The sequence below is a fragment of the Microbacterium sp. GQ128 genome (genome assembly GCF_059758615.1).
The window spans coordinates 1034369-1057217 of the sequence record NZ_JCAXDY010000001.1; the positions used below are offsets into that span (position 1 = coordinate 1034369).

At 67.8% G+C, this 22849-nt stretch carries 19 protein-coding genes; 3 read left to right on the plus strand and 16 right to left on the minus strand.

The window, feature by feature from the left end:
- Window positions 1-84: 84 nt before the first annotated feature.
- From AC6CHX_RS05000 to AC6CHX_RS05045, 10 genes are all read right to left on the minus strand, one after another.
- Window positions 85-1491 (minus strand): hypothetical protein, encoded by a 1407-nt coding sequence (locus AC6CHX_RS05000; RefSeq protein ID WP_498271856.1) that lies wholly within the window; start codon window positions 1489-1491, stop codon window positions 85-87.
- Window positions 1492-1532: 41 nt separating this feature from the next.
- Complete coding sequence (locus AC6CHX_RS05005; protein ID WP_498271857.1) at window positions 1533-2231, minus strand: acylneuraminate cytidylyltransferase family protein; 699 nt, start codon at window positions 2229-2231, stop codon at window positions 1533-1535.
- Window positions 2228-3271: a nucleotidyltransferase family protein gene (locus AC6CHX_RS05010; protein ID WP_498271858.1), complete on the minus strand. Its 1044-nt coding sequence runs from the start codon at window positions 3269-3271 to the stop codon at window positions 2228-2230. Before AC6CHX_RS05010 ends, AC6CHX_RS05005 begins: the two co-directional genes overlap by 4 nt.
- A complete protein-coding gene (locus AC6CHX_RS05015) occupies window positions 3264-3911 on the minus strand; it encodes a NeuD/PglB/VioB family sugar acetyltransferase (RefSeq protein ID WP_498271859.1) in 648 nt (215 codons plus the stop codon). Before AC6CHX_RS05015 ends, AC6CHX_RS05010 begins: the two co-directional genes overlap by 8 nt.
- Window positions 3904-5001 (minus strand): N-acetylneuraminate synthase family protein, encoded by a 1098-nt coding sequence (locus tag AC6CHX_RS05020; protein WP_498271860.1) that lies wholly within the window; start codon window positions 4999-5001, stop codon window positions 3904-3906. Before AC6CHX_RS05020 ends, AC6CHX_RS05015 begins: the two co-directional genes overlap by 8 nt.
- Window positions 4991-6160, minus strand: coding sequence for a UDP-N-acetylglucosamine 2-epimerase (neuC, locus tag AC6CHX_RS05025; protein ID WP_498271861.1), 1170 nt, complete (start codon window positions 6158-6160; stop codon window positions 4991-4993). The genes AC6CHX_RS05020 and neuC overlap by 11 nt, the downstream gene beginning before the upstream one ends.
- Entirely contained in the window at window positions 6157-7314 is a 1158-nt protein-coding gene (locus AC6CHX_RS05030; RefSeq protein WP_498271862.1) for a LegC family aminotransferase, read from the minus strand. The genes neuC and AC6CHX_RS05030 overlap by 4 nt, the downstream gene beginning before the upstream one ends.
- The gene (locus tag AC6CHX_RS05035; RefSeq protein WP_498271863.1) at window positions 7311-8306 is read right to left on the minus strand and encodes a GDP-mannose 4,6-dehydratase; all 996 of its coding nucleotides are present in this window, start codon (window positions 8304-8306) and stop codon (window positions 7311-7313) included. Before AC6CHX_RS05035 ends, AC6CHX_RS05030 begins: the two co-directional genes overlap by 4 nt.
- Window positions 8307-8336: 30 nt before the next feature.
- Window positions 8337-11696: an LGFP repeat-containing protein gene (locus tag AC6CHX_RS05040; RefSeq protein ID WP_498271864.1), complete on the minus strand. Its 3360-nt coding sequence runs from the start codon at window positions 11694-11696 to the stop codon at window positions 8337-8339.
- A gap of 100 nt (window positions 11697-11796) precedes the next feature.
- The gene (locus AC6CHX_RS05045) at window positions 11797-12870 is read right to left on the minus strand and encodes a glycosyltransferase (protein ID WP_498271865.1); all 1074 of its coding nucleotides are present in this window, start codon (window positions 12868-12870) and stop codon (window positions 11797-11799) included.
- A gap of 121 nt (window positions 12871-12991) precedes the next feature.
- On the opposite strand from AC6CHX_RS05045, the gene AC6CHX_RS05050 reads away from it, so the two are divergent.
- Window positions 12992-14755 carry a DUF4012 domain-containing protein gene (locus AC6CHX_RS05050; RefSeq protein WP_498271866.1) on the plus strand — a complete coding sequence of 588 codons (1764 nt, stop codon included), beginning with the start codon at window positions 12992-12994 and terminating at the stop codon, window positions 14753-14755.
- Window positions 14756-14898: 143 nt separating this feature from the next.
- Window positions 14899-15486: an LAVTG motif-containing sortase-dependent surface protein gene (locus AC6CHX_RS05055; protein WP_498271867.1), complete on the plus strand. Its 588-nt coding sequence runs from the start codon at window positions 14899-14901 to the stop codon at window positions 15484-15486.
- A 202-nt stretch (window positions 15487-15688) separates the two neighbouring features.
- On the opposite strand, the gene AC6CHX_RS05060 is transcribed toward AC6CHX_RS05055, so the two are convergent.
- The 6 genes from AC6CHX_RS05060 to AC6CHX_RS05085 all read right to left on the minus strand — a co-directional run bounded on the left by AC6CHX_RS05060 (window position 15689) and on the right by AC6CHX_RS05085 (window position 21641).
- Window positions 15689-17143, minus strand: coding sequence for an LCP family protein (locus tag AC6CHX_RS05060; RefSeq protein WP_498271868.1), 1455 nt, complete (start codon window positions 17141-17143; stop codon window positions 15689-15691).
- The gene (gene purE / locus AC6CHX_RS05065) at window positions 17140-17607 is read right to left on the minus strand and encodes a 5-(carboxyamino)imidazole ribonucleotide mutase (RefSeq protein ID WP_498272028.1); all 468 of its coding nucleotides are present in this window, start codon (window positions 17605-17607) and stop codon (window positions 17140-17142) included. The genes AC6CHX_RS05060 and purE overlap by 4 nt, the downstream gene beginning before the upstream one ends.
- Before the next feature lie 144 nt (window positions 17608-17751).
- Window positions 17752-18876, minus strand: a complete 1125-nt coding sequence (locus AC6CHX_RS05070) for a 5-(carboxyamino)imidazole ribonucleotide synthase (protein WP_136043606.1) — start codon at window positions 18874-18876, stop codon at window positions 17752-17754.
- Window positions 18877-18979: 103 nt separating this feature from the next.
- The gene (locus AC6CHX_RS05075) at window positions 18980-19498 is read right to left on the minus strand and encodes a PH domain-containing protein (protein ID WP_452326103.1); all 519 of its coding nucleotides are present in this window, start codon (window positions 19496-19498) and stop codon (window positions 18980-18982) included.
- Between the two features lie 86 nt (window positions 19499-19584).
- Window positions 19585-20361, minus strand: coding sequence for a biotin--[acetyl-CoA-carboxylase] ligase (locus AC6CHX_RS05080; protein WP_452325827.1), 777 nt, complete (start codon window positions 20359-20361; stop codon window positions 19585-19587).
- Window positions 20358-21641 carry a CDP-glycerol glycerophosphotransferase family protein gene (locus AC6CHX_RS05085; protein WP_498271869.1) on the minus strand — a complete coding sequence of 428 codons (1284 nt, stop codon included), beginning with the start codon at window positions 21639-21641 and terminating at the stop codon, window positions 20358-20360. The genes AC6CHX_RS05080 and AC6CHX_RS05085 overlap by 4 nt, the downstream gene beginning before the upstream one ends.
- A 169-nt stretch (window positions 21642-21810) precedes the next feature.
- On the opposite strand from AC6CHX_RS05085, the gene AC6CHX_RS05090 reads away from it, so the two are divergent.
- Window positions 21811-22836, plus strand: a complete 1026-nt coding sequence (locus AC6CHX_RS05090) for a glycosyltransferase family 2 protein (RefSeq protein WP_498272029.1) — start codon at window positions 21811-21813, stop codon at window positions 22834-22836.
- Window positions 22837-22849 lie beyond the last annotated feature (13 nt).

Here is a 22849-nt window from a genome sequence, read left to right on the forward strand (position 1 = left end):
CCGCCTCGATGTCTTGTAGTTTACGACACGCAACCTGAAGGCCCGGGCAATGAGCGCGCCCTCCGAGGAAGAACTCACGGACCCTCATCTGCCGATCTGCGCGAGCCGCTCGTCCAACCACCGACGGTATGCCGCGGCCGGCTCAGGCGTCCAGAGATCAGGATCGGGGGTCCCTGCCACGATGCCGTCCGCATCCAGCGCGCGGATCCGCTCGGCAGCCTGTTCCACGGTGAGGGCCCTTGGCCCGAATGCGTCGCCGATGATGCTCGCCGAGAACTCGTTCTCTCGTGCGATGACCTCGCACCCGAAGGCGGCGGCCTCGAACAAGACAGTGCTCGCAACCCCGACGACCGCGCGGCACCCCGCAAGAGAGTCGTACACATCCGGATTCCGATCGATCTTCACGTTCGCGTTCGCCGCGATCCGAGGGTACCGGTCCTCGACCACTGCGAGCTCCCCAGGGTGGGCACGGAACACGATGCTCCACTCGGGATCGACGATCTGTCGGAGATCCTCCACGAAGCGATCCGTCTCCTCAGGATTCGCACGAGACGAGATCACGAGGACGCGTCGAGGACGCAGCGACGGTGCAGAGCGCGCGAGTTCGTCGAGATGCGGCTTGCCGATCGCGGTCTTCTTCGCGGGAAGGTTCACGCCATCCGACCAGAACGTGCCGAACGTGAGCAGCTCATCGGGCAAGGCCCGACGGAGAGCGGGGTCCTGGAATGCTCGACCATAGTTATACGCGGCGTGCGAGGGACCGATCCAACCATGCTGCGGTTCGACGACGTAGGCGCCGGCGTCTTTGAACACGCCGACCGTCTCGGCGTTGTATGTATAGGCCGCGGTGTCCATGAGCACGAGCCGGGGTCGCACGCGGTGCACCACGCGACGCAGCGCGGCGATCTCGTGGGGTCGGTGAACCTCGGTGCGGAGCACCCGCTTGCGAAGCGGACCGAGCTGCGCCGACGGCACACCGAGCTGCTCGGCGAAGAAGGCGAGCAGTCGGTCGATCGCGGCGATCGTCTCGGGCGGGACGACGTCACGGCGCGCCCAGAGACGCGCGCGTGCCGTGATCCCCTCGGTGCTGAGCGTCGGGCGAAAGGTCGGTGCGCCGATAGGAGCCGGAAGCGGGCGTCGCTGGATCACCAGGGCATCATTCGTCTGCTCCGCGAAGGTCTCGACGAGCCAGTTGCGCGCGCCTCCTGCGCGCGATGCGAGCGTTCCCCCTCCGACGAAAAAGAGGACGTCGTGTCGACGAGCCCGCTGCGTCGCATCCCACCGGTTCGGCAGAAAGGCCTTTGCGAGACGCTCGAGCTCACCACGCCGTGTCCAGTTGTCGGTCGCGACGGCGACACTGCCGGTGCTCTCCTCCGACAGCATCCATGCCATCTGCATCCGCACCTGCGCCCAGAACGGCACCGTCGACCCTGGCAGCACCTCGAACAGTTCCTTCGGCGCGGCATCCTCGAGATCGATGATCCTCTGCATCGCCGACGTCCTTCGGAGCGAGGCTCCGTTCTCAGCTTCGCTCACAGATCCTCCCGCTTCTCCATGAGCCACTCGACGATCTGGAAATCGAACTCGCTGTCGACGTCGATCGAACGCTCCGACGGCATCTCGTAGAGGATCGTCGATGGGAAGAAGACAACCTGATCATGGAGCAGCGACGTGCGGCGCCAGACGTAGATCGAGCCGTTCATGTCGAAGCTCCGCGGCGCATCCTGGCGCCGCAGCACGGCGTCGTCGGGTGTCTTGCTCACGGCGACCGTGCCGTCGGGCCGCTCCTCGACCAGGTTGAAATAGGGGTTGCGGCGCGCTTCGGATCCGGTGATGAGCGACTCGACGTCCGCTGCCTCGAACATCCGCACCGCCGCACGGATGTCGTCGATCGTGCGCAACGGACTGGTGGCGTCGAGGTCCACGCAGACGTCATACTGCTGACCGGTGCGCTCCTCCGTGGAACGCACCGCATGAGCGATCGCCGGGACCTTGCCCGCCGTGTCCGTCGCCATTTCCGCGGGTCGACGAACCACCCCGGTCGCTCCGAAGCTCGGCGCGAGTGCGAGGATCTCCTCCGAGTCGCTCGAGACGACGATCTCGTCGAACAGCCCGGAGGCCGCCGCCTGGGCGACCGAGTGTCCAAACATCGGACGCTCGGCCACGACGCGTAGATTCTTCCCGGGGACCCCCTTCGAGCCCGCTCGGACCGTGATCGTGCAGATTCTCATCGTCCCGTCCGTTCCCACGCCTGTCGTGCGCGTTCGAGGTCCTCTGGGCGCCCCACGTCGATCCACTCCTCGTGGATCTCGAAAGCGCCGACTCGTCGTCCATCGTCCATGAGCCGCGCGAGAAGCGTCGGCATGTCGCAGTATTCGTCCGTGCCGAGCGCGTCGAGGGAGGCAGGTTCGAGTACGTAGATCCCCGCGCTCACCAGCTCGCTGTGATAGGGCTTCTCAGCGAGCGCCACGACGTCGTCTCCCTCACGTCTGATCACGCCGAAGGGGATCTCGAAGCCGTATTCGCGCGCGCCGATCGTCGCGGCCGCACCCACACCTTGGTGGAAAGTGAGCATCCGGCGCAGATCGACCTGGGTGAGCAGATCGGAGTTCATCACGACGAAAGGCACATCGATCTCATTGCGCAGCTGCGCGAGCGCCCCGGCCGTTCCCAGGGGTGCGGGCTCATGCAGATACGTGATCTCGAGGTCCCGCGAACGGCCGTCGCCCAGGTGCTCCTCGATGAGGTGCCCGAGGTGGTTCACCGATACATGGATCCGGCGGAAGCCCTGATCGTGCAGACGTCCGAGGATGATGTCGATCATGGGGACGTCGCCGAGCGGAACGAGCGGCTTGGGGATGTCCTTCGTGATCGGGTACAGGCGCTGTCCCCGCCCTCCCGCCATCAGCACGACGGGCGTCACCAGGGGCGTGGCGATGTGCTGTTGGTCGCCCACCACGTCGACCATCCGGCCGTCGTCGACCACGGCGACGACTCGGATTCCGCGCCGGACCTTGAGTTCTTCCACGACCTGCTGGCTCGCCTCGGGAGGAACGGTGGCAGGATCGCGGTTCATGACCGTACGGACGCTGTCTTCGAGAGCGCGCCCGGAGAGCAGTCCGCGGCGGATGTCGCCGTCGCTCACGGCGCCGACGAGCCTGCCGTCGGCATCTTCGACGAAGACGACCTGCAGGCCGCCACGATCGAGCTGCATGAGCGCCGTTCGAATGGTCGTCTCCGGTGCGACGACGAGTACGTCTCTGTCAAGCATCGTTGCGCATCCTCTTGTCTTCGATGGGCCGCGCCGGCACGCCTACCACCGTCGTTTGGGCCGGGACGTCAGTGATCACCACTGCGCCCGCGCCCACGACACCTCCCGAACCTACAGTCACCCCTTGGAGAATCCGCGAGCCCAGACCGATGTGAGCGCGCTCACCGATCGTCACGTCTCCCGCGAGGAGCGCGCCAGGAGCGATGTGCGCGTGTGCACCGACGACGGAGTCGTGCTCGATGATGGCTCCGGAGTTGATCAGCGCCCCCTCGCCGATGCGCGCGCCCGCGTTCACGATCGAACCCGCCAACACCTGCGCGCCGGGGGGCAGCACGACAGAGGGATCTACGAATGCACGGGGGTGCACGACGGTCGCGATGGTGAACCCCCGCGAGACGGCGTCGAGGTGGAGCGTGCGGCGTAGCGCGGTCGACGATGTCGACCCCAGCGCGACAACGATCGCCACGTCCTCCGGATCGAAGGCATCGAGCGCGTCGTCCCCGCCGAGATGTTCGATCCCGAGGGAGCGATCGGATGCGACGGGTGCCAGATACCCGCGCACTCGTTCTCCTGAAAGTGCGAGAGCGGCGAGAACAGAGCGCGCATGCCCTCCTGCGCCGAGGAGCACGATGTCAGTCATCGATGAGCTCACCGCGACGGTAGGCGCGTGTCGCCGGCTCGCCGACGATCTCCCAATAGTCGAACGATGTTCGTCCAGAAGCGGGGCGGAAGCAGGCTACAGCGGCTTCTGTGACCGTCTCGCCCTCGGCGATGTCTGCGGCCGCCACGAGGCTACGTCGCACGACGGCACGGTTGCCCTCCTCGACCGGCTGGCATCGCTTCTCGGCGGATCCCAGCATCGCGGGAACACGACGAAGGTCGGACACGTACGCTCGCAACCCGTCCGGATCGAGGGAGGCGGCGTGGTCAGGTCCATCGGCATGGACATCGATGGTGAAGTGCTTCTCCACGACGGCCGCCCCCAGACCCACGGCGAGCACCGAGGCCAAAGAACCGAGCGAGTGGTCCGAATACCCGACACGATGCCCGAAGGTCGAGGCGATCGTCTGCATGGCCCGCAGGTTCAGGTGCTCGTCCGCCGCCGGGTACTCGGTCGTGCAATGCAGGATGGTGACGTGCTCCGCGAAGTCCCCGTGTTCGCTGCGCCGCTGCCACGCCTGTTCGAGGATCTCCTCGGTGAGGCGGGTGGCAGGCGAGACGAGTCCGTTCGCCTGCGCGACGCCTGCGGCGATGAAGCGCAGGGCGCGCGCGATCTCCGGCATCTCCGCCATCCCCGTGGAAAGGATGACCGGCAGGCCCGTGCGGCCGGCAGCGACCAGAAGAGGCGCGAAGGTGAGATCGCCGGAAGCGATCTTCACCATCGGAATCCCCAATTCGGCGACCAGGAACTCGAGTCCCGGCACGTCGAAGGCCGTGGACAGGAACTGGATGCCCTGGGCGTCGCAGCGATCGCGAAGCGCGCGGAACTCCTCATGGCTCAATTCGAGCTGGCGTAGCAGGTCGTGCTGAGAACGGGCATCGTCGTCCGATGTGCGCTGGTACTCAGCGAGCGCCGCGCTCTCGAGCGCGAGGCTGTCAGCGGAGAACGTCTGGAACTTCACCGCATTTGCACCAGCCGACGCCGCGACGTCGACCAGTTCCATGGCCGTCGTCAGGGAGCCGTTGTGGTTCACGCCTGCTTCGGCGATGACGAAGACATCATCGGTCATGGCGGATGTTCTCCTCAAGGTCGTGGAACTTCTTGCGGGGCGGGTGGGGAATCACGGCGTCCCGGAGGGACTGGGCCGCGCGCGAGGCGAAACCCGGGGTACCGAAGATCGCCACCCGGTCGTTCGGTGCCGGGGCGTGGAGCGCATCGCGCACGGCGTCGGCGATCGCACCTCGCTCCGGATGCGGGACGACCACGCTCCGGGCGAGCGGCCGTCCCTTCTGCCGATCTCCGATGAGGACGGAAGGAACGCCGAGCACCGGCGCCTCGAGTACCGTGCTGGAAGAGTTTCCAACCACCACGGCGGAGGCCGACATCGTGCTGAGGTAGCCGACCTGGCCGAAGGACTCGACGAAATCGACACGGTCAGGGTGCGATGCCACGAACTCTTCGATGCGTCGCCGCACGTCGGCCGTGCCGATGTCCGAGTTCGACCCGGTGATCACGACGTGGAGGCCGTCGACGGCGAGGAGCCCCGCGAGCAGCTCGTCGAGGAGCGCTTCGGGTGCGGCGACATCCATCACGGCAGGATGGAACGTGACCAGCGCCGTCGGCTCGGGGAGACGGATGCCGAAGCGGGACTCGACGTCGGCACGTGGAAGCAGCGCGATCGCGCTCAGAGCGTCGACGATGGGTGCCCCGTGGAAGGACACGCGGTCCGGGTCCTCACCGAGCTGGATCACGCGACGCCGGTGGTCTTCGGTCGACGTGAAGTGCAGATACGCCATCTTGGTGATGGAATGCCGCAGCGCGTCGTCCATCGCGCCTTCCGTCAGCTCCCCGCCGTGGATGTGGGCGACGGGGACGGAGAGGATCGTGGCTGCAGTCGTCGCGGCGAATGCTTCGAGCCGGTCCCCCAGGACGACGAGCACATCCGGGTCGAGGGTTGCGAGCGTCTCGGCGAAGATCGGGAGCGCCGCACCGACGTCGGCCGCGACGCCGAGCGCACTGTCCGTCGCCGACCAGATCGGCACCGAGGCGGCGACGCGGAATCCATCCGCCACGATCTCGGTCTCGGTGCGTCCGAACGCATCGAGCAGATGCGTCCCGGTCGCGATGATCTGGAGATCGAGGTCGGGGTCGGCATCGATCGCGCGCAGCAGACCCCGGAGAAGGCCGTAGTCGGCGCGAGTGCCGGTGAGGACCGCTATCCGTCTCATGCCACCGCCAACGCCGGCGAGCTGGGAATGCAGATCACGCTGTCATGGAGCGCTTCCGCCACGGGCGTTCGCGCGTGCGGGAGATTCCGATACGGGGCCTGCAGATGCAGGAGGTTCCAGAACGGCCGGCATTGGAGCCCGGCATCGTTCGTGGCCTCGAGCAGAGCGTCACGGCGTTCCCTTCCGCCCTGTGTACGGACCGCGCACAACCAGTAGTTGCTCTGGGTTCCGGTCGGCTCCGCAAGGAACACCGCGTCGTCGAAGCTCTCGAAGGCTTGTCGATACCGCTCGGCGAGACGACGCTTCGCGACGAGGAAGTCCGGGAGACGCTCCAGCTGCGCGAGCCCCAACGCGGCGTTCAGGTTGGGCATGCGGAAGTTGTACGCGATTTCGTCGTGCTCGAACTCCCAGCGGTGCACCTGTTTCGCCGTCGTCGTCAGATGGCGTGCACGACGGGCGATCTCCTCGTCATCCGTGAGGATCATCCCCCCGCCCCCGGTCGTGATGATCTTGTTGCCGTTGAAGCTGAGGATGCCCGTGGTGCCGAATGTGCCGGTGTGTCGCGAGCCGACGCGGCTGCCCAACGACTCTGCCGCGTCTTCGACCACAGGCACGCCGTAGGAGTCGGCCAGCTCGACGAGTTCGACGATCTGCATCGGGTGACCCAGTGTGTGCATCGGCACGATCGCGCCGATGCGTCGACCGGTCGCGGAATTCACCAGGCCGTCCGGTGTCGAGCGCGAGTCGCGAAGCACCTGGCGCACGGCTTCGACAGACATGCCCAGACTCTGCTCGTCGCTATCGACGAAGTAGGGTTGCGCACCCGCGTGCGAGACGGCGTTCGCGGTCGCGATGAACGACAGCGTGGGCACGATCACCTCGTCTCCCGCAGAGACTCCGGCCAGTTCGAGCGCGACCTGGAGGGCAGACGTGCCGTTCGACACGGCGATCCCGTACCCCGCTCCGGTGAAATCGGCGATGCCCTGCTCGAAGTCGCCGACGAAACTGCCCACGCTGGAGACGAAGGTCGAGTCGAGGCATTCATACACCTTCTGCTTCTCCGCAGCGGTGATGTCAGGGATGTGGAGTCCCACGAAAGGCTCGTCGCCGACCACCCCGCGGATGGTGCGGACGAAGTCCGGTGCGCTGGTCATACGGTGTACGCGTCGGTGCGGTACCTGGAGAGGTTCGCGGGATCGGTGAACCACTCCGCCGTGACCCGCAGCCCCTCGCGGAACCCATCGATGCCTTCGTGTCGCGGGCGCCATCCGAGGAGCTCCCGCGCCTTCGTGTTGTCCGAGAACAGCCGCTCCACCTCGGAGTTCGCGGGGCGGAGCCGAGCCGGGTCCTCGGTCGCCGTCGCGTCGATCCCCATGACGTCGGCGATCAGGTCGAACGTCTCGCCGATCGACACCTCGAAGCCTGCACCGAGGTTGATGACCTCGCCGACGCCGGCCGTGCTCGTCAGCGCCGTCGTGAAACCGGAGACTGTGTCGGGCACGAACGTGAAGTCGCGTGTGGGGGTCACGGCGCCGAGCTGGATCTCCCGCTTGCCGGCCGCGAGCTGACTGATGATCGTCGGGATCACCGCGCGTGCGGACTGCCGGGGTCCGAACGTGTTGAAGGGGCGGATCGTCGTCGTCGGCAGACCGAACGACGCATAGTACGAGTTCACCATCTGATCCGCGGCGATCTTCGATGCGGAATAGGGCGACTGTCCCTGAAGCGGGTGTCCCTCGTCCATCGGCACATAGCGGGCAGTCCCGTAGACCTCACTCGTCGACGTGTGGATGAACCGACTTACGTCCGCGGCCCTGGCGGCGTTGAGGAGATTGAGCGTGCCCTGGATGTTCGTCTGCACATACAGGTCAGGGGCGGCGTAGGAATAGGGAATCGCGATCAGGGCCGCGAGGTGCAGCACGGCATCCCGGTCCCGCACCGCCGACATCATGAGCGCCGGGTCACGCACGTCGCCGGGGAGAAACTCGATCTGCGACGCCACTTCCGGGTCCACGCCGTCGAGCCATCCTCGCGAGTCGAACGAGTTGTAGAGCACGAGCGCTCGGACGTCATGGCCATCTCTGACGAGCTGCTCCGCGAGGTGCGATCCGATGAATCCGTCAGCTCCTGTGAGCAGTACCTTCATGCAGCCAGTCTATCCGAGCGCTCCCCTCCCCTACTTGGTGTACGACAGCGTTCCACCAGCGAAGGACTGCGAACAGGCCGTCGCCGTGCAAGTCTCCGCGCTCGTGGGCCATCCGAGGTCGCCACGGATCCAGCCACGCGCGCTGTAGAGCTTCATCATCGTGGCTGAGGAGGCGAAGGTGCCGTATGCGGACGAGTGGATCCAGCCGTTGACGAAGGCCTGGCCGAAACCGTTGCCGTTCGGGTCCGTGACCGTCTGCACATTCGAGTCCACCATGCCGAGCGTGCTCTTGCTCCCGCCCAGAGAGACGTAAAGCCGCGAGATGTTCGCGTTGGTCGTCGTGACGAGGACATCCTCCTGGGGGCCTCGTACCTTGATCGCGCCGTTGTCGAAGGCCTGCCGACACACGCCGTCGACACAGGACTCGGCGCCGACCGGCCAACCCAGAGCTCCGCGCACCCATCCGGCGGGGCTGTACACCTGCATGATCGTCGTGGACGACGTGAACGTGCCCTTGCTCGACGAGTGGATCCACCCACCATCGAACTTCTGCGCGAACCCGTTGCCGTTCTTGTCGGTCACGGTCTGCACGGCCGCAGCTGCATTCCCCAGGAACCCTGCCGCCCCTCCGGCGGCCTGGTAGGCCTTCTGGATCGCGGCATTGTTCGCCGTGAGGATGGTGACGGCGGGAGACCCGACCTGGTACCGGATCGTGCCGCCAGTGAATGACTGGGCGCAGGACCCGGCGTTGCACGTCTCGGCGGTGGTCGGCCAGCCGAGCGGACCTCGCAACCACCCGGCCGCGCTGTAAGCCTTCATGATCGCCGCAGACGAGGAGAAGGTGCCGCTCGCTGACGAGTGGATCCATCCCCCAGCGAACTTCTGCGACAGGCCGTTCCCGTTCTTGTCCGTCACCTTCGTCTCGGCGCCGGTCGGCCATCCCAGCGATCCACGCAACCATCCTGCGGCACTGTATGCCTTCATGATGGCCGCGGACGAGGAGAATGTGCCGCTCGCGGAGGAATGGATCCACCCTCCGGCGAACTGTTGGGTGATGCCGTCTCCGTTCGGGTCCGTCACGGCGGTCTCGGCTCCCACCGGCCATCCGAGCACGCCTCGAACCCAGCCAGCGGCGCTGTAGCCGGTCATGATTCTTGTCGAGGTCGCGAAAGAGCCCTTAGCCGAAGAGTGAATCCATCCGCCGGCGAAGCGCTGCGCGTCGCCGTTGCCCTGCGGATCGGTCACGTGCTGTACGGCGGCCGTGGGCGCACCGATCCAACCGGCCGTTCCCCCGATGCTCTGGTGAAGCGCGCGGATGGTCGCTGTGATCTTGCTGCCGTCAGAGCCGGCAGTTGCAGCGGAGAGGGTGCCCTTCGCGAACGTCTGCGTGCAGCCGAGGTCGGTGCATTTTTCCGCTCCGGTTGGCCATCCGAGGTTGCCACGGACCCAGCCTGCGGCGGAGTACAGCGCCATGAGCTGCGAGGAACTGGCGAACGTCCCGCGTGCGCTCGAATGGATCCACCCCCCGGCGAACTGCTGCGCATAGCCGTTGCCGTTCTTGTCCGTAACGCTCTGCACCGCCCTCAGCGGGTAGCCGAGGGGGCCGGTAGCCCCACCCGATGCTTGGTATACCGTCTTGATTGCGGCGTTCGTAACCTCGGCGGCAGGCCCCGCAGCTCCGCCCTTCGTGTACTGCAGGACACCGCGCTGGAACGGCTGAGCGCAGACATTGCCAGAGCAGGTCTCCGCTCCGGTCGGCCATCCGTAGGCGCCTCGTACCCACCCCGCCTTGCTGTACGCCGTCATGATCGTTGCCGAAGACGAGAACGTGCCGGACGCGGAGGAATGGATCCAGCCACCGTCGAACTTCTGGGCGCGGCCGTCGCCGTTGGGGTCGACGACCGACTGCAGAGCCGCAGCCGCGTGTCCCAGGGGGCCTGTTGCGCTGCCCTGGGCGACGTACACGGCTTTGATGCTGGCGTCGTCCACGGGAGGCACGACGTAGGCGGCCTTCCCGGTGTCGTATCGAATCGTGCCACCCGCGAAGCTCTGCAGGCAGCGCTGAGAGGTACACGTCTCCGCGCTCGTCGGCCACCCGAGCGAACCACGCAGCCAACCGGCCTCGCTGTACGCCGTCATCACTGTCGACGACGACGCGAACGTGCCACGAGCGGAGGAGTGGATCCACCCCTTGGAGAACTGCTGCGAGATGCCGTTGCCATTGGGGTCGCTGACGGCTTTGGGCGTCACCGCGGGGTAACCGAGCTTGCCGCCCAGCCCACCCTGCGCCGCATAGGTCGCGTAGACGTCGCCGTAGACCGTCAAAGCTCCGAGTGCGCGGGTCCAGGTGATGATGCCCTTCGCGTAGGTCCAGGTGCAGCGTGCGGTCGCGCTCGAGCACGACGGCTTGGCCCCTGCTGCCCCGAGGACACCGGACGCGCCCCCCAGCTTCGTGTAGAGCTGCGTGATCTCGATGAGCGGATCCACGGACTGCGTCGACCCGAACCAGTCGGTGAAGTAGTTGTAGAAGTTGCGGTTGCCGTATGCCGAGCATCCGTCGCCCTCGCCGTAGCCCGCGCGCAGAGCTGCCGCGTTGGGCTGGTACGGCGTGTAGTAGTAGAGCGCCGACGTCGCCTTGTTCGCGACGTACACCGGTGCGGAACCGCAGGATGCCTTGGGGTTGTACAGGATGTTCCAGGTCTTCCCCGGCGCGTACCACTGGAACCACTTGCCTTCCATGTAGATCTGCATCTGGCGGGCGGCGCCGTAGATCTGGTGGAAGAAGCCGATGTAGTTCGGATCGCACGGTGCGGTATCGGGGCACCCCTGTCCCAGCGCGATCCGGTAGCGCCAGGCGCTCGGCCACGTGTGGGTGATGAGACCCTGCTCTTTCTGGAGCATCACGATCAGCACCTGCGGGTTGATGTTGCACGCCTGCGAGACGCGGTAGATGATGCGTGCGGCCGATTCATTCGCCGCTCCGGTGTATCCCGAGCAGTAGGCGTCAGCGGGACGGGTGACCGTGGTCATCTTGAAGTCCTTGAGGCAGACGATCGGCTCGTTGTTCTCGTCGCGGCCGCCCAGGCAGCGCGCGACCTTGCCGTTGAAGAACGTCTGGATCTGCGCCTCGGTCATCGTGCTCTTGTTGGTGAACACGGCGTCGCTGATGATGTTGCCCGGGGTGAAGCCCGCGAGTGAGGTCTTCACGACCCCCGCATCGACGGGCGCGGCGGGGGCGTTCGCGGCTGTCGCCACGGGCGACGCGACCGTCGCCTGTGCAGCGGCGGCGGGAACGACCGTTCCGAGAATGAGGGCGGAGACAGCGAGGACACAGGTGAGGAGTGGGGCGGTCCTCAGGGTGTTTCGCGAGCGTGGGGCACGTCGAGACATGTGACCAGTGTGACGGAAGTTGCAGGATGATGCCACTGTTGCGCCTTTTTGGCCACACCACACCGGCGTGTCGCACCGATGTGCAGGTGGCTCTCAGCACTCAGAGATCGGCGTGCAGACCCCAGAGCCGTTCCGCCGAACTCGCCCAGGAGAAGGCCCGGGATCGATCCGCAGCCAGGACGCGCAGCCGTTCCGCCGCCGCGTCGGTCGCCTCAGCCATGGCGTCCGCGACCTCATCGGCGGCGACCAGCATTCCCCCGTCGGCGATCACGTCCCGATGCGAGCCGCTGTCGATCGCGACGACGGGGATTCCGAGGGCCATCGCCTCGACCGCACGCCACGGCCAGCCGGCGGACCCACCGGTTGCGGCGAACACCGACGCCCCGGCCAGTACCGCCGCGCGGTCCGCGGCATCCAGGGCACCCCTGATGTGCGCGCGGCGCTCGGGGAGCCCTGCGGCCGAGGCGAGCTCGGCATAACGGGGCTCCGCACCCTCAGCAACCCCCACGACGACCGCATCGACCCCCGCTGCGACGGCGCCGCGGAAACCCTCCTGCAGATCCGCGGCGCACCCCGCCAACACCACGTACTGCGCCGGCAACGACAGTGCCGCGCGGCGGTCGGCGGCGTCCGACGGCGCTGCGAACCCGTGCGGCGGAGCGCCCGCGATCACGCGGACGCGGTCGCCGAGGCGCGCGAGTTCCGACAGTCTCTCGGCGACCGCATGCGAGGGAACGATCACGGCGTCGGCGTGCTTCACCGCACGTCGCAGCATCCCACGCTGCCAGCCGACGACGGTCTTGGGCAGTTCCTCCGGCGCATCCCACGCGCGCAGGTCCCACAGCGTGACGGTGGTCTGGTCGTTGTCGTGCACGCGATCATGACGCACGAGCGGGGCCATCAGCGTCGGCGAGTGGATCATTCCCCCGCCGACGCCCGGGGCGATCCCCAGCTGCCAGGAGGCGGCCAGCTCGCGGCGCCCGAGCGCGAGGGTCCGCACCTCGCCGACGCCGGCGATCGGCACCTCGGCCCCGGCAGGCACGATGGCGTCCACCGCGCACCCCGAGGGCGCCGTGGCGATCAGGCCGCGGGCGAGATCGACGGACGCGGAGGCCTGGTCGGGGTCGACGACATGCACGAGCTGATCCAGAACTACACGCAGCCGAGCACCCATGTGATCAGGCTATCCTCGCCGCACCGCTCCCCCGTGGAGCGCACCGACCGCGCCGCGCGAATGTCAGCGTTCCCACAGTTTTCCCCACCGCCGCCCCAGCGGTTCATGCTTGAATGCTCGGGTGAGCGATGGTCGTCTTCCCGTCCGGCGCCGATGGATCGGGTGGACCGTCGGCGTTCTGCTGGCGATCCTGCTCATCGCGATCGGCTGGGTGGCGGTCCGCGGGATCGGCGCGGTCAACGATCTTCAGCAGGTGGCCGCGGGCGCCACGCAACTGAAGGCTTCGATCGCCGCGGGGGATCTGGACGAGGCGGAGCGGATCTCGGGGAGCATTGAGCGCAACGCGGCATCGGCGGACGACCTCACCTCCGACTTCGTCTGGCAGGCCTTCGGCGCTGTGCCATGGTTGGGACCCAACTTCCGCGCGGTGAGCGAGATGGCGGAGATAGCGCACGACGTCTCGACGGACGCGCTCACCCCCCTGCTCGACGTGGCCGACGGACTCGATCTGGCGGACCTGGGCGTCTCAGGCGGCACGATCGACCTCGCCCCCTTCGCCGAGATCCAGGAACCGCTCGAGACGGCGAGCACTGCGCTCACGGCTGCCGAACTGCAGGCCAAGCGGATCGACGCGGACGCGACGCTCCCGCCCCTCGCCGATGCCGTCGGCGAGTTGCGATCCGCGGTCACAGGAGCGGCGACAGCGGTCGGAGCCCTGCACGGCGCCTCCGTGCTGCTGCCGACGATGCTCGGTGGCGAGGGCCCGCGCAATTACGTGCTGGCCATGCAGAACAACGCCGAGTTGCGATCCTCCGGCGGGATCATCGGGTCCATCGCCCTCCTGCACGCCGAGAACGGCACGATCACGTTGCAGAGGCAGGCGTCGACGCGGGACTTCCCGCCGCTGGACACCGCGCTGCCGCTCAGCGAGTCCACGATCGCCCTGTTCGAGGACCGCCCCGGGCGCTACCTCCAGAACATCACCGCCATCCCGGACTTCGCCGAAGCGGGCGAGATCATCGCGGCGCGGTGGACGGGTCGGTTCGGCGGCACCGTCGACGGCGTCATCGCCGTGGACGCGGTCGTCGCGGAGCACCTCATGAAGGCCACGGGAGATCTCTCCTTCGGCCCCTTCACGGCCACAGCGGACACCGTGACCGACATCCTGCTGTCGCAGATCTATGCCGCTGTCCCCGACCCCGCCGCACAGGACGAGATCTTCGCCCAGGCAGCGGGCGGCCTGTTCAGCGCCGCCCTGGCCGGCGGCGATCCCCGGGCTCTCATCGGGGCGCTGGCGACATCGGCAGACGAGAGCCGTATCCGCATCTGGAGCGCACATCCGGAGGAGGAGGCCGTGCTCGCCGCCACCGAACTGGGCGGAACGATCCCCACGGACAGCGACGACGCGACCTATGTCGGTGTGCTGATGAATGACACCACCGGCGGGAAGATGGACTACTACACCCGCGCATCCATCGTGACCTCGATCGGCACGTGCCAGGGTGCCCCGACCACGCAGGTGCGCATCACGTGGACGAGCACGGCCCCGGCGGACGCGGCCACGTCGCTGCCCGCCTATGTCACGGCCGACGGCTTCTACGGCGTCCCCGCCGGCACGGTGCGCACGCTGATCGCGGTCTACGGACCGGAAGGCGCGACACCCGCTCACGTCGACAGGGACGGCAAGAAAGACGGCGTGCAGACTGCCATGCTCGGCGACCGTTCCGTGGTGCAGCACGAGGTGTCCCTCGCGCCCGGCGAATCGACGACGATCACGGTCGAGTTCGAAGGCACCGGTGCCGGCGCACGTTTCACCGAGGTGCGACACACGCCGCTCATCGAGGCTCCGGACATCACGCGCGAACCGCTCAACTGCGCATCGTGACATTCCGGGCTCGATAGGGTAATGTCGACTCACTGGGGAATATCTGGAGTCTGCAATCTTGCCGTGGGGGCAAGATGACTCCACGCAGTCGGACGCAGGGGTGTGTCCGAAGGCGATTCCGCGTGAAATTCTGGGGAGAAATCATGCTGAAAAAACTGGCTGCCATCAGCCTCACCGCCGGCGCGCTCGTACTCGTGGCGCCCGCCGTCGCAACCGCTGCGCCTTCGTCTGTTCCGACCGCGTCCTCCGACTCGTACACGACGCCTCCCGGCGTCAAGATCGGCGACCCGGTCATCGACACCTGCGAAGTCTCGACCATCGTGTTCGGGCCGGGCTACTTCCTGCCGTCCGAGAACGTGAACGTCTCCGTCTCCGGCCTCAACGCGGGGAACGCTGCCGTCTCGGGCAACACCGCCGCGACCGACGGCGGCCTGACGCTCACCTTCCGCCCACCGTCTGACGGAGAGGGCTCCTACGCCGTCTCCTTCGGCGGCTCGCGGTCGTACACCGCGACGGTCACCGTCGCGCACGGTCACGATGCGGCTTCGACGTGCGACCACGATCCTGCGGTCGCACCGGCGGGTGCCGAGATGCCGCTCACGGGCGACGGATTCGAACTCGCCCTCACCGGCGGAAGCGTCTCGCCGTGGGTCCTCGGAGGCGGCGCTGCGGCGCTCGTCGCCGGCGGTGCTCTCGTCGCGGTCGGCGCTTCTCGCCGCAAGCGCGCCTAGGTCCGGCTGCCGCCTCGCGCGGTGGTCGACTGGACGACGGTGATCCCTCCCCCTCCGATCACCGTCGTCTGGTGCATCCGGTGGCACCCACCGGAAGCCCACGGCACGCCCCCTTCTGGGAGGGGACGGCCGTGGGCATTGACGCGCCCGCGAGGACGAACGTCGCGCCGCCCGTGACCTTCCGGTCGACGCGGACTCGCGCTCAGGGAGTGGGTGCCGGCGTCTGGGTCGGCGGATGCAGTGACTGTGTGATCAGGTCGTGGATGAAGCCGTAGTCCGGTTGGTGCTCGTCCACACCGAAGTCGGGCGTGAGCTCGATCGACGTCACCGGCTGCTCCTTCGCCTTCAGCATCAGATCGAAGAACTCCGGCAGCTTGTCCGAGGGCAGATCGGTACTGATCAGTGCCGTGCCCGCCGCTGCCACCTCGTTGAATCGGGTGAGCACGGTCTGCGGAGTGAACTGGGCGAGGATCGCCTCCTGGAGCTCGCGCTGACGCTTCATGCGGTCCCAGTCGCTGGTCGTGTAGCGGGACCGGGCGTACCACTGGGCGGTGTCCCCGTCCATCCGCTGCTTCCCGGGCTCGATCCAGCCGATGGCCCACTCGTTCACATCGGTGCCCGACCAGCCCTCGGGCGGTCCGCCCTTCGGCAGGCGCTCGGTCACGTCGATCTCGACACCACCCAAGGCGTCGACGAGCTCGGCGAAACCGTGCATGTCCACGAACACGTAGTACGGGATCTCGATGCCGAGAACACCTTCCGCCGCGTCCTTGGTCGCCTCGATACCCGGCTCCGAGCCGTGGGCGACGGCGTCGGGATAGAGCCCGGCTCCCCCGTCTTCGCGGCAGACCTCGGCCGCGTTGCGCACGTGATTCATCCAGCCGTTCCAGCCGCACGACGATGAGCTGTGCCCTTCGAAGCCGTTCGGATACAGCTCCTGCATCGGGCTGCCCTCGCTGAACGGCGCGTTCGGGAGCTCGCGCGGGATGCCGGTGATGGTCACGGCGCCGGTGTCGGCGTTGACCGACACGACCGAGATGCTGTCGAACCGCATCGAGTCCCGTCCGTCACCGCTGTCGGCGCCGAGCAGGAGGATGTTGTAGTAGCCGTCGCTCGGCTGCACGCTCGGGCCGCTCTGCCCGAAGATCGAGCCGATCGTGCTTCGCACCGAGCCCACCGCGGTCGCCGCATATGCAGCTCCACCCCCGACGAGACCGAGCAGGACGAGCGCGACGACGGGAATGGCCAAGCGCGACAACCCGGGAACCTTCACGAGGCGCACGAGGCGGAGCGCGTCGAACGTCAACACGATCCAGAGCACGACGTATCCGACGAGCAGCACCTGCACGAGCGTCAGGATCGCGGCCGAGAAGAACCCGCCGCCGATCGTGAGCCACAGCAGGACAGGGCGTGCGAACAGTGCGAGGCCGGCGGCGATGATGGCCAAGAACCAGGCGAGGAGGGTCGCGCCGAGACCGAAGCGACCGAGCCGACGATTGCCGGCGAGCACCTGAGCCGAGCCCGGCAGCAGGACATTCATCGCGACGAGCCACCAGCCGCGCTTCGCCATGGTGCCTTGATCGGAGACATCCGGGTGCCGCAGCGGCCGGGTCTCGATCAGCGGGCGCCCTGATGCGCGCGGAGGCGCAAGGGTCACAGCGACCCCTTCAGCCGTTCGTTCTTCTGCTCGACCTGGGCCTTGAGTTCGCGCGCGTACGCCTCGACGCGGTCGGCGAGGTCGGGGTCGGCCGTCCCGAGGATCCGCGCGGCGAGGAGACCCGCGTTGCGTGCGCCGCCGATGGACACCGTGGCGACCGGGATCCCGGCAGGCATCTGCACGATCGAGAGCAGCGAGTCCATGCCGTCGAGGTAGGCGAGCGGCACGGGGACGCCCACGACGGGAAGCGGGGTCATCGAGGCGAGCATACCCGGAAGGTGCGCAGCTCCCCCGGCGCCCGCGATGATGACGCGGACTCCCCGGGACCGCGCGTCACGAGCGTACGACATGAGCTTGTCGGGAGTGCGATGCGCCGAGACGACCTCGACCTCGTGCGGGATCCCGAAGTCCGTCAGAGCGGCGGACGCATCGCTCATCACGCGCCAGTCGGAGTCGGATCCCATGACGACGCCGACGAGAGGAGCGGCGGAGGAGTGCAGTGGCTCGGTCACCAGATCAGGCTACGGTCTGCCGCTGGGAGAAACCCCGAACGCCGCGCCTCTTCGTGCGCATGTCTCCGGTGCCATTGCGACGACGACGGGCACTGCTCAATCGAAGTGCGCGGCAGCCGCCCGCGCCACGTACACGGCATCGTCGAGGTCATCGTCGACGACGTTCACATGACCGACCTTCCGGCCGGGTCGCGGAGCCTTGCCGTAGGTGTGGATCTTCGCCTGCGGGTGCTCGGCCATGGCCGCGGCGAAGCGCTCATCGAGCGTGCCCTCCACGGGACCGCCGAGGATGTTCACCATGACGGACCAGGCAGAGCGGGGCGCGGTGCTTCCCAGCGGAAGATCGGCGACCGCCCGCAGATGCTGCTCGAACTGTCCGGTGACGGCGCCGTCCTGGCTCCAGTGCCCGCTGTTGTGCGGTCGCATCGCGAGTTCGTTGACGAGGATTCGCTCGTCGTCGGTCTCGAACAGCTCCACGGCGAGCATGCCCGTGACGCCGAGTCCCTCCGCGATCGTGCGACCGATCTCCTCCGCGACCTCGACGAGGCGGTCGGCGGCGGCGGGGGCAGGGGCGATGACTTCGGCGCACACTCCGTCGCGCTGCACCGTCTCCACCACGGGGTACGCGACGATCTGCCCGCTCGGGCGACGGGCCACCTGCTGCGCGAGTTCGCGCACGAAGGGAACGAGCTCTTCGACGAGGAGCGCGTCGTCTCCGGCCAGCGCATCGAGCCAGTCCTGCGCCTCGGAGGCTGCACGCACGACCCGCACGCCCTTCCCGTCGTATCCCCCGCGCGGTGTCTTCACGACGCCCGCGCCGGCATGCGCATCGAGGAAGTCCTGCAGCTCGGCGGTGCTCCGCACGGGAGCCCAGTCCGGCTGCGGCACGCCGAGTTCGGCGAGACGTGCGCGCATGACGAGCTTGTCCTGGGCGAACTGCAGGGCGTCGGGCCCCGGGTGGACGACGACGCCGTCGGCGACGAGTGCCCGCAGGACCTCCTGTGGCACGTGCTCGTGGTCGAAGGTGACGACATCGACATCCGCGGCGAAAGCGCGCACCGTGTCGAGATCGCGGTAGTCACCGATCGCGGTCGCCGCGAGCGCGGCGGACATGCCTTCGTCTTCTGCGAGCACTCGCAGGTCGAGACCGAGCTCCACCGCGGGCGCGATCATCATCCGGGCCAGCTGTCCTCCGCCGATCACACCAACACGCAACGCCATGTGCCGTCTCCATTCGTCTGTCCCATTCTCGCGCACCGGGACAGCCGGATTCGACACTCTCCGGGTCAGCGGACGCTGCTCCCGCATGCAGTGTGCGACGAAATCACGACGCGGACTGTTCGTCTCCGCCGGCCTGTGCGTCGCGATGCGCCAGGATCTGCCCGACCTCGATCTGGTCGGCGAGCGTCTCGTGCACGAGCGTCACGTTCGGGACGTTCGCGAGACGGAGCGGTGCATCGACGCCGTTCGAGAGAGTGATGTTCCCCGAACCCCACAGCCGCTGCAGCGGACCACGGCGAACCGCGATCGTGTACCCGCGCGCGTGCGACATCTCGCGACGCCCGCGAGCGCCGATGCCGTGGTGGGCGATGACGCGCCTGGTGGTGACAGTGGTGCTCCGTGAATACCAGACCACGAACGGGATGACGACCGCGAGGAGCACCACGACGGCTGCCGCTGCGAGCAGCATCCAATCCTCGAGACCAGCGGGCAGGTTGCCATAGAAGTACGCTGTCGCACCGAAAGTCGCGATGAGGACCAGAGCCGACCAGAACAGCCGACGCGCGTGACCCCGGAAGCGCGCGATCAGCAACTCCTCCGAGGGTGTACCAGGCGGCGGCATCAGGGGCCGCCCGCCGAGCGTCACAGGCTGGGTCACCCCACCATTGTGCCTGTGATCTGCGACATCGTCGTCTGGGCGACGGCGTGTCAGTATCCCGCGGGGCGGACGTGCACGACGTCGCCCGCCGAGATCGTCTGCTGTTCACCGTCGACGGCCACCAGCAGGCGCCCCTCCGGATCGAGCGCTGTGGCCACGCCCTCCAGCATCCGACCAGCCGGCAGCGACACGCGGACCGACTGTCCGATCGTCGCGCATCGGTCGGTCACCGCCGCGTGCAGCCCGCTGCTGCCCGCATCACTCGTCGAGACGAGCCTCGAGAGCAGACGATCCAGCGCGGAGAGATAGTCGGCCAGGAGGCGGTCCTCGTCGACGTCGGCGTCGAGCACCGCGAACGAGGTGGCCGTCGGCACCGGAAGCTGCTCGGTCGTCATCGCCGTGTTCACGCCGGCGCCGACGACCACGGTGTCCGCGGTCGCCTCAGCGAGGATGCCGCAGATCTTGCGCCCGTCGACCAGCACGTCGTTCGGCCATTTCATCCTGACGTCGTGCTCGGGCAATTGCGACGCGACCGCTTCGGTCATCGCCGCACCTGCGGCGAGCGGAACCCAGCCTCGGGCTGCCGGATCGACCGGCAACGTGCGCAGAAGCACGGAGACGGCCAAGGCGCTGCCCGCCGGGGCGACCCAGCTGCGGTCGAGACGGCCGCGACCTGCGGTCTGGTCGCGCGTCACGATCGTCGACAGATGCGGCCACCCGACAGCGTCCCCCGCGTGCGCACGAAGATCAGCGTTCGTCGACCCGGTGCGTGCCAGCGCCTCCAGGCGAGGGACCGTGGTCTGCGCCAGCGGGAATTCCACCGTCATGCCTCCTCGTCGTCGACTTCCTCGTCGTCGTCGTCCTCGTCCTCGCGGATCGCCCCCACCTCGTGGGCCTGCCAGCGCTCCCACTCCTGCATGAGTCCGTCGACCGCAGCGTGGAACTTCTCGGTGGCCACGCCCGGCGTCGTGTCACCGAAGTAGTGCTGCACCCACATCCGCAGACGAGCGATGGCTGCCTCATCGGCTCGCACCCGTTCGACCTCTGCGACGATGTCGTCCGCGGCCTCGGCCGTCAGCCATTCGCAATCAGCCAGGTACCCCTGCGTGTCGATGGAGGCACGCTCATCCGTCGGTCGGGTGATCATCAGCGGCTTCCCCGCCGCGAGCCGGTCGTAGACCATCGCGGAGATGTCGACGACGGCGACGTCGGCCGCCGTCAGCTGCCAGCCGAGTTCCGGCGCGTGGTCGTACACGTGCTGGGCGGTCGGGTCGGCGGCGTTCGCGGCGTTGATCGCCGCGATGATGCGCCGGTGGGCGGCGCCGTACGCCTCGTCGACGACTCCACTGCGCGGATGCGGACGGTAGATCACCCGATGTGCACCGGTCGCCAGCAGCCGTGTCACGAGCGCCTCGCCGTGGGTCGCGATCGAACCGTAGTGGGCACTCGGCCGATCCCCCTCCCATGTGGGCGCGTAGAGCAGGACGGTCCGCTCATCCGGCACGAAGGGCAGCGTTCCCGAGTAGTGATCCGCCTGCGGCCGGCCGATCTCGATGGTGCGCCGATCCACGTCGTAGTCCCACAGCGTGCGCGACAGCCGGTCGCGGGCAGCCTGACCCGCGACGAAGGCGTAGTCGTACGCCTTGTACTGATTCGTGGTCATGTACATCTTGTCGGACTCGCCGTGGTTGATGAACACGTGCCACCGGCGGCCATAGCGGAACATCTGGAAGTTGCGGGTGTTCTGGTTGACGTACAGCACCACGCGGATGTCCTGCGTCGCGATGAACCGTTCCAGGTCGCGGACCTTCGGCACGAATGCGACCGGAGGGGAATCCTCATCCAGCAGCCTCTCGGTGCCGGTCGCCTGTCGCGAGAGCACGACGACGGGCCACCGCTTCGAGAGCTCGGCGAGCGGGCGGTACCACTGGCGCATCTGGTACATGTTCACGGCACCGTCGGCGAAATACACCGCCACCTGGAAGTGCTCGGTCGGGAGCGGTTCGCGTTCGGAGAGCCGTCGCCGCACGCGCTGCACGGCCGTGCGGGATGCGAGCGCCCGCTTCAGCAGTCGGTACGCCTTCTTCGCATCAGACAGTGCACCCATCCCTCCAGAATAGTTCGTCGAGGCGGCACCATCCGGCGCCTGCGGACGGATCCGGCGCCGGAAGGCCGATAGTCCGCGTCCTGCTCAGGATCACCGACAGCCACCGTGACATGATCGTCATGTGCCAGCCGACGAAACCGCCGCTCCCCTGTCCGGGGTGTCCTTCGTGATGCCGGTGCTCAACGAGCGGGCGTACCTCGAGCACGCGGTCGAATCCGTCCTCGCTCAGGACGTCGATGTCCCCACCGAGCTCGTCCTCGCACTGGGGCCCTCCAACGACGGCACGACAGAGCTCGCTCGGCGGCTGGCGGAGAACGACGAGCGCATCCGACTGGTCGACAACCCGGCAGCGCACATCCCCGTCGGGCTCAATGCGGCGATCCGCGCGAGCCGCTACTCGACGATCGTGCGCGTCGACGCGCACTCGGAGCTCTCCCCCGGTTACGCCGCCCGGGCGCTCCGAACGCTCGAGCGCACCGATTCGGCCAACGTCGGCGGCGTCATGCATGCCGAGGGGCGCACGCCGTTCCAGAAGGCCGTCGCCCGCCTGTACAACTCCCCGGTCGGTCTCGGCGGTGGCGCCTATCACGGAAGCTCTCAGGAGGGTGAGGCCGAGTCCGCCTATCTGGGCGTGATGCGCCGCGCAGTGCTGGACGAGGTCGGACATTTCGACGAGTCGATCCGGCGAGGTGAGGACTGGGAGCTCAACCTGCGCATCCGCCAGGCGGGGCACCGCGTCTGGTTCGACCCTGAACTCGCCGTGACCTACTGGCCCCGCGAGAGCTGGATTCGGCTGGCGCGTCAGTTCCGCGCGACCGGCGCCTGGCGCGGTGAGCTCGTCCGGCGGTTCGGCCGCCGCAACGGCATCCGCTACTTCGCGCCGCCTGCGCTCGTGGTCCTGGTCCTGCTCGCCCTCGTGGCGGGGATCCTCCAACTCACCGGGGTGCTCAGCGGCGCAGTCTCGCTGATCGTCTCGGTCATCCTGTACGGACCCCTCGCGCTGTATGTGCTCCTGGTCCTGGGAGTCGCTCTGGCACCGGGAGGCGGCGGTGTGCGCCAACGGCTGTGGACCATGCTCGTCCTGCCGACGATGCACCTCTCCTGGGGTATCGGGTTCATCGGCGGTGTCCTCCGAGGGGCTCGCGACACCGTCGACGCGTCTCGCCTCGGCACCCGCAACACCCCGCTCCCCTGAACCGATCCGGCGG

What these genes read in the sequence shown, in the direction of transcription:
- AC6CHX_RS05030 (WP_498271862.1), bottom strand. Translation starts at nt 7,314, where the DNA reads ATGACCAGCGCACCGGACTTCGTCCGCACCATCCGCGGGGTGGTCGGC.
- AC6CHX_RS05045 (WP_498271865.1), bottom strand. Translation starts at nt 12,870, where the DNA reads ATGGGTGCTCGGCTGCGTGTAGTTCTGGATCAGCTCGTGCATGTCGTC.
- AC6CHX_RS05055 (WP_498271867.1), top strand. Translation starts at nt 14,899, where the DNA reads ATGCTGAAAAAACTGGCTGCCATCAGCCTCACCGCCGGCGCGCTCGTA.
- neuC (WP_498271861.1), bottom strand. Translation starts at nt 6,160, where the DNA reads ATGAGACGGATAGCGGTCCTCACCGGCACTCGCGCCGACTACGGCCTT.
- AC6CHX_RS05080 (WP_452325827.1), bottom strand. Translation starts at nt 20,361, where the DNA reads ATGACGGTGGAATTCCCGCTGGCGCAGACCACGGTCCCTCGCCTGGAG.
- AC6CHX_RS05040 (WP_498271864.1), bottom strand. Translation starts at nt 11,696, where the DNA reads ATGTCTCGACGTGCCCCACGCTCGCGAAACACCCTGAGGACCGCCCCA.
- AC6CHX_RS05085 (WP_498271869.1), bottom strand. Translation starts at nt 21,641, where the DNA reads ATGGGTGCACTGTCTGATGCGAAGAAGGCGTACCGACTGCTGAAGCGG.
- AC6CHX_RS05020 (WP_498271860.1), bottom strand. Translation starts at nt 5,001, where the DNA reads ATGACCGATGATGTCTTCGTCATCGCCGAAGCAGGCGTGAACCACAAC.
- AC6CHX_RS05035 (WP_498271863.1), bottom strand. Translation starts at nt 8,306, where the DNA reads ATGAAGGTACTGCTCACAGGAGCTGACGGATTCATCGGATCGCACCTC.
- AC6CHX_RS05000 (WP_498271856.1), bottom strand. Translation starts at nt 1,491, where the DNA reads ATGCAGAGGATCATCGATCTCGAGGATGCCGCGCCGAAGGAACTGTTC.
- purE (WP_498272028.1), bottom strand. Translation starts at nt 17,607, where the DNA reads ATGGGATCCGACTCCGACTGGCGCGTGATGAGCGATGCGTCCGCCGCT.
- AC6CHX_RS05070 (WP_136043606.1), bottom strand. Translation starts at nt 18,876, where the DNA reads ATGGCGTTGCGTGTTGGTGTGATCGGCGGAGGACAGCTGGCCCGGATG.
- AC6CHX_RS05015 (WP_498271859.1), bottom strand. Translation starts at nt 3,911, where the DNA reads ATGACTGACATCGTGCTCCTCGGCGCAGGAGGGCATGCGCGCTCTGTT.
- AC6CHX_RS05010 (WP_498271858.1), bottom strand. Translation starts at nt 3,271, where the DNA reads ATGCTTGACAGAGACGTACTCGTCGTCGCACCGGAGACGACCATTCGA.
- AC6CHX_RS05090 (WP_498272029.1), top strand. Translation starts at nt 21,811, where the DNA reads ATGCCGGTGCTCAACGAGCGGGCGTACCTCGAGCACGCGGTCGAATCC.
- AC6CHX_RS05005 (WP_498271857.1), bottom strand. Translation starts at nt 2,231, where the DNA reads ATGAGAATCTGCACGATCACGGTCCGAGCGGGCTCGAAGGGGGTCCCC.
- AC6CHX_RS05075 (WP_452326103.1), bottom strand. Translation starts at nt 19,498, where the DNA reads ATGCCGCCGCCTGGTACACCCTCGGAGGAGTTGCTGATCGCGCGCTTC.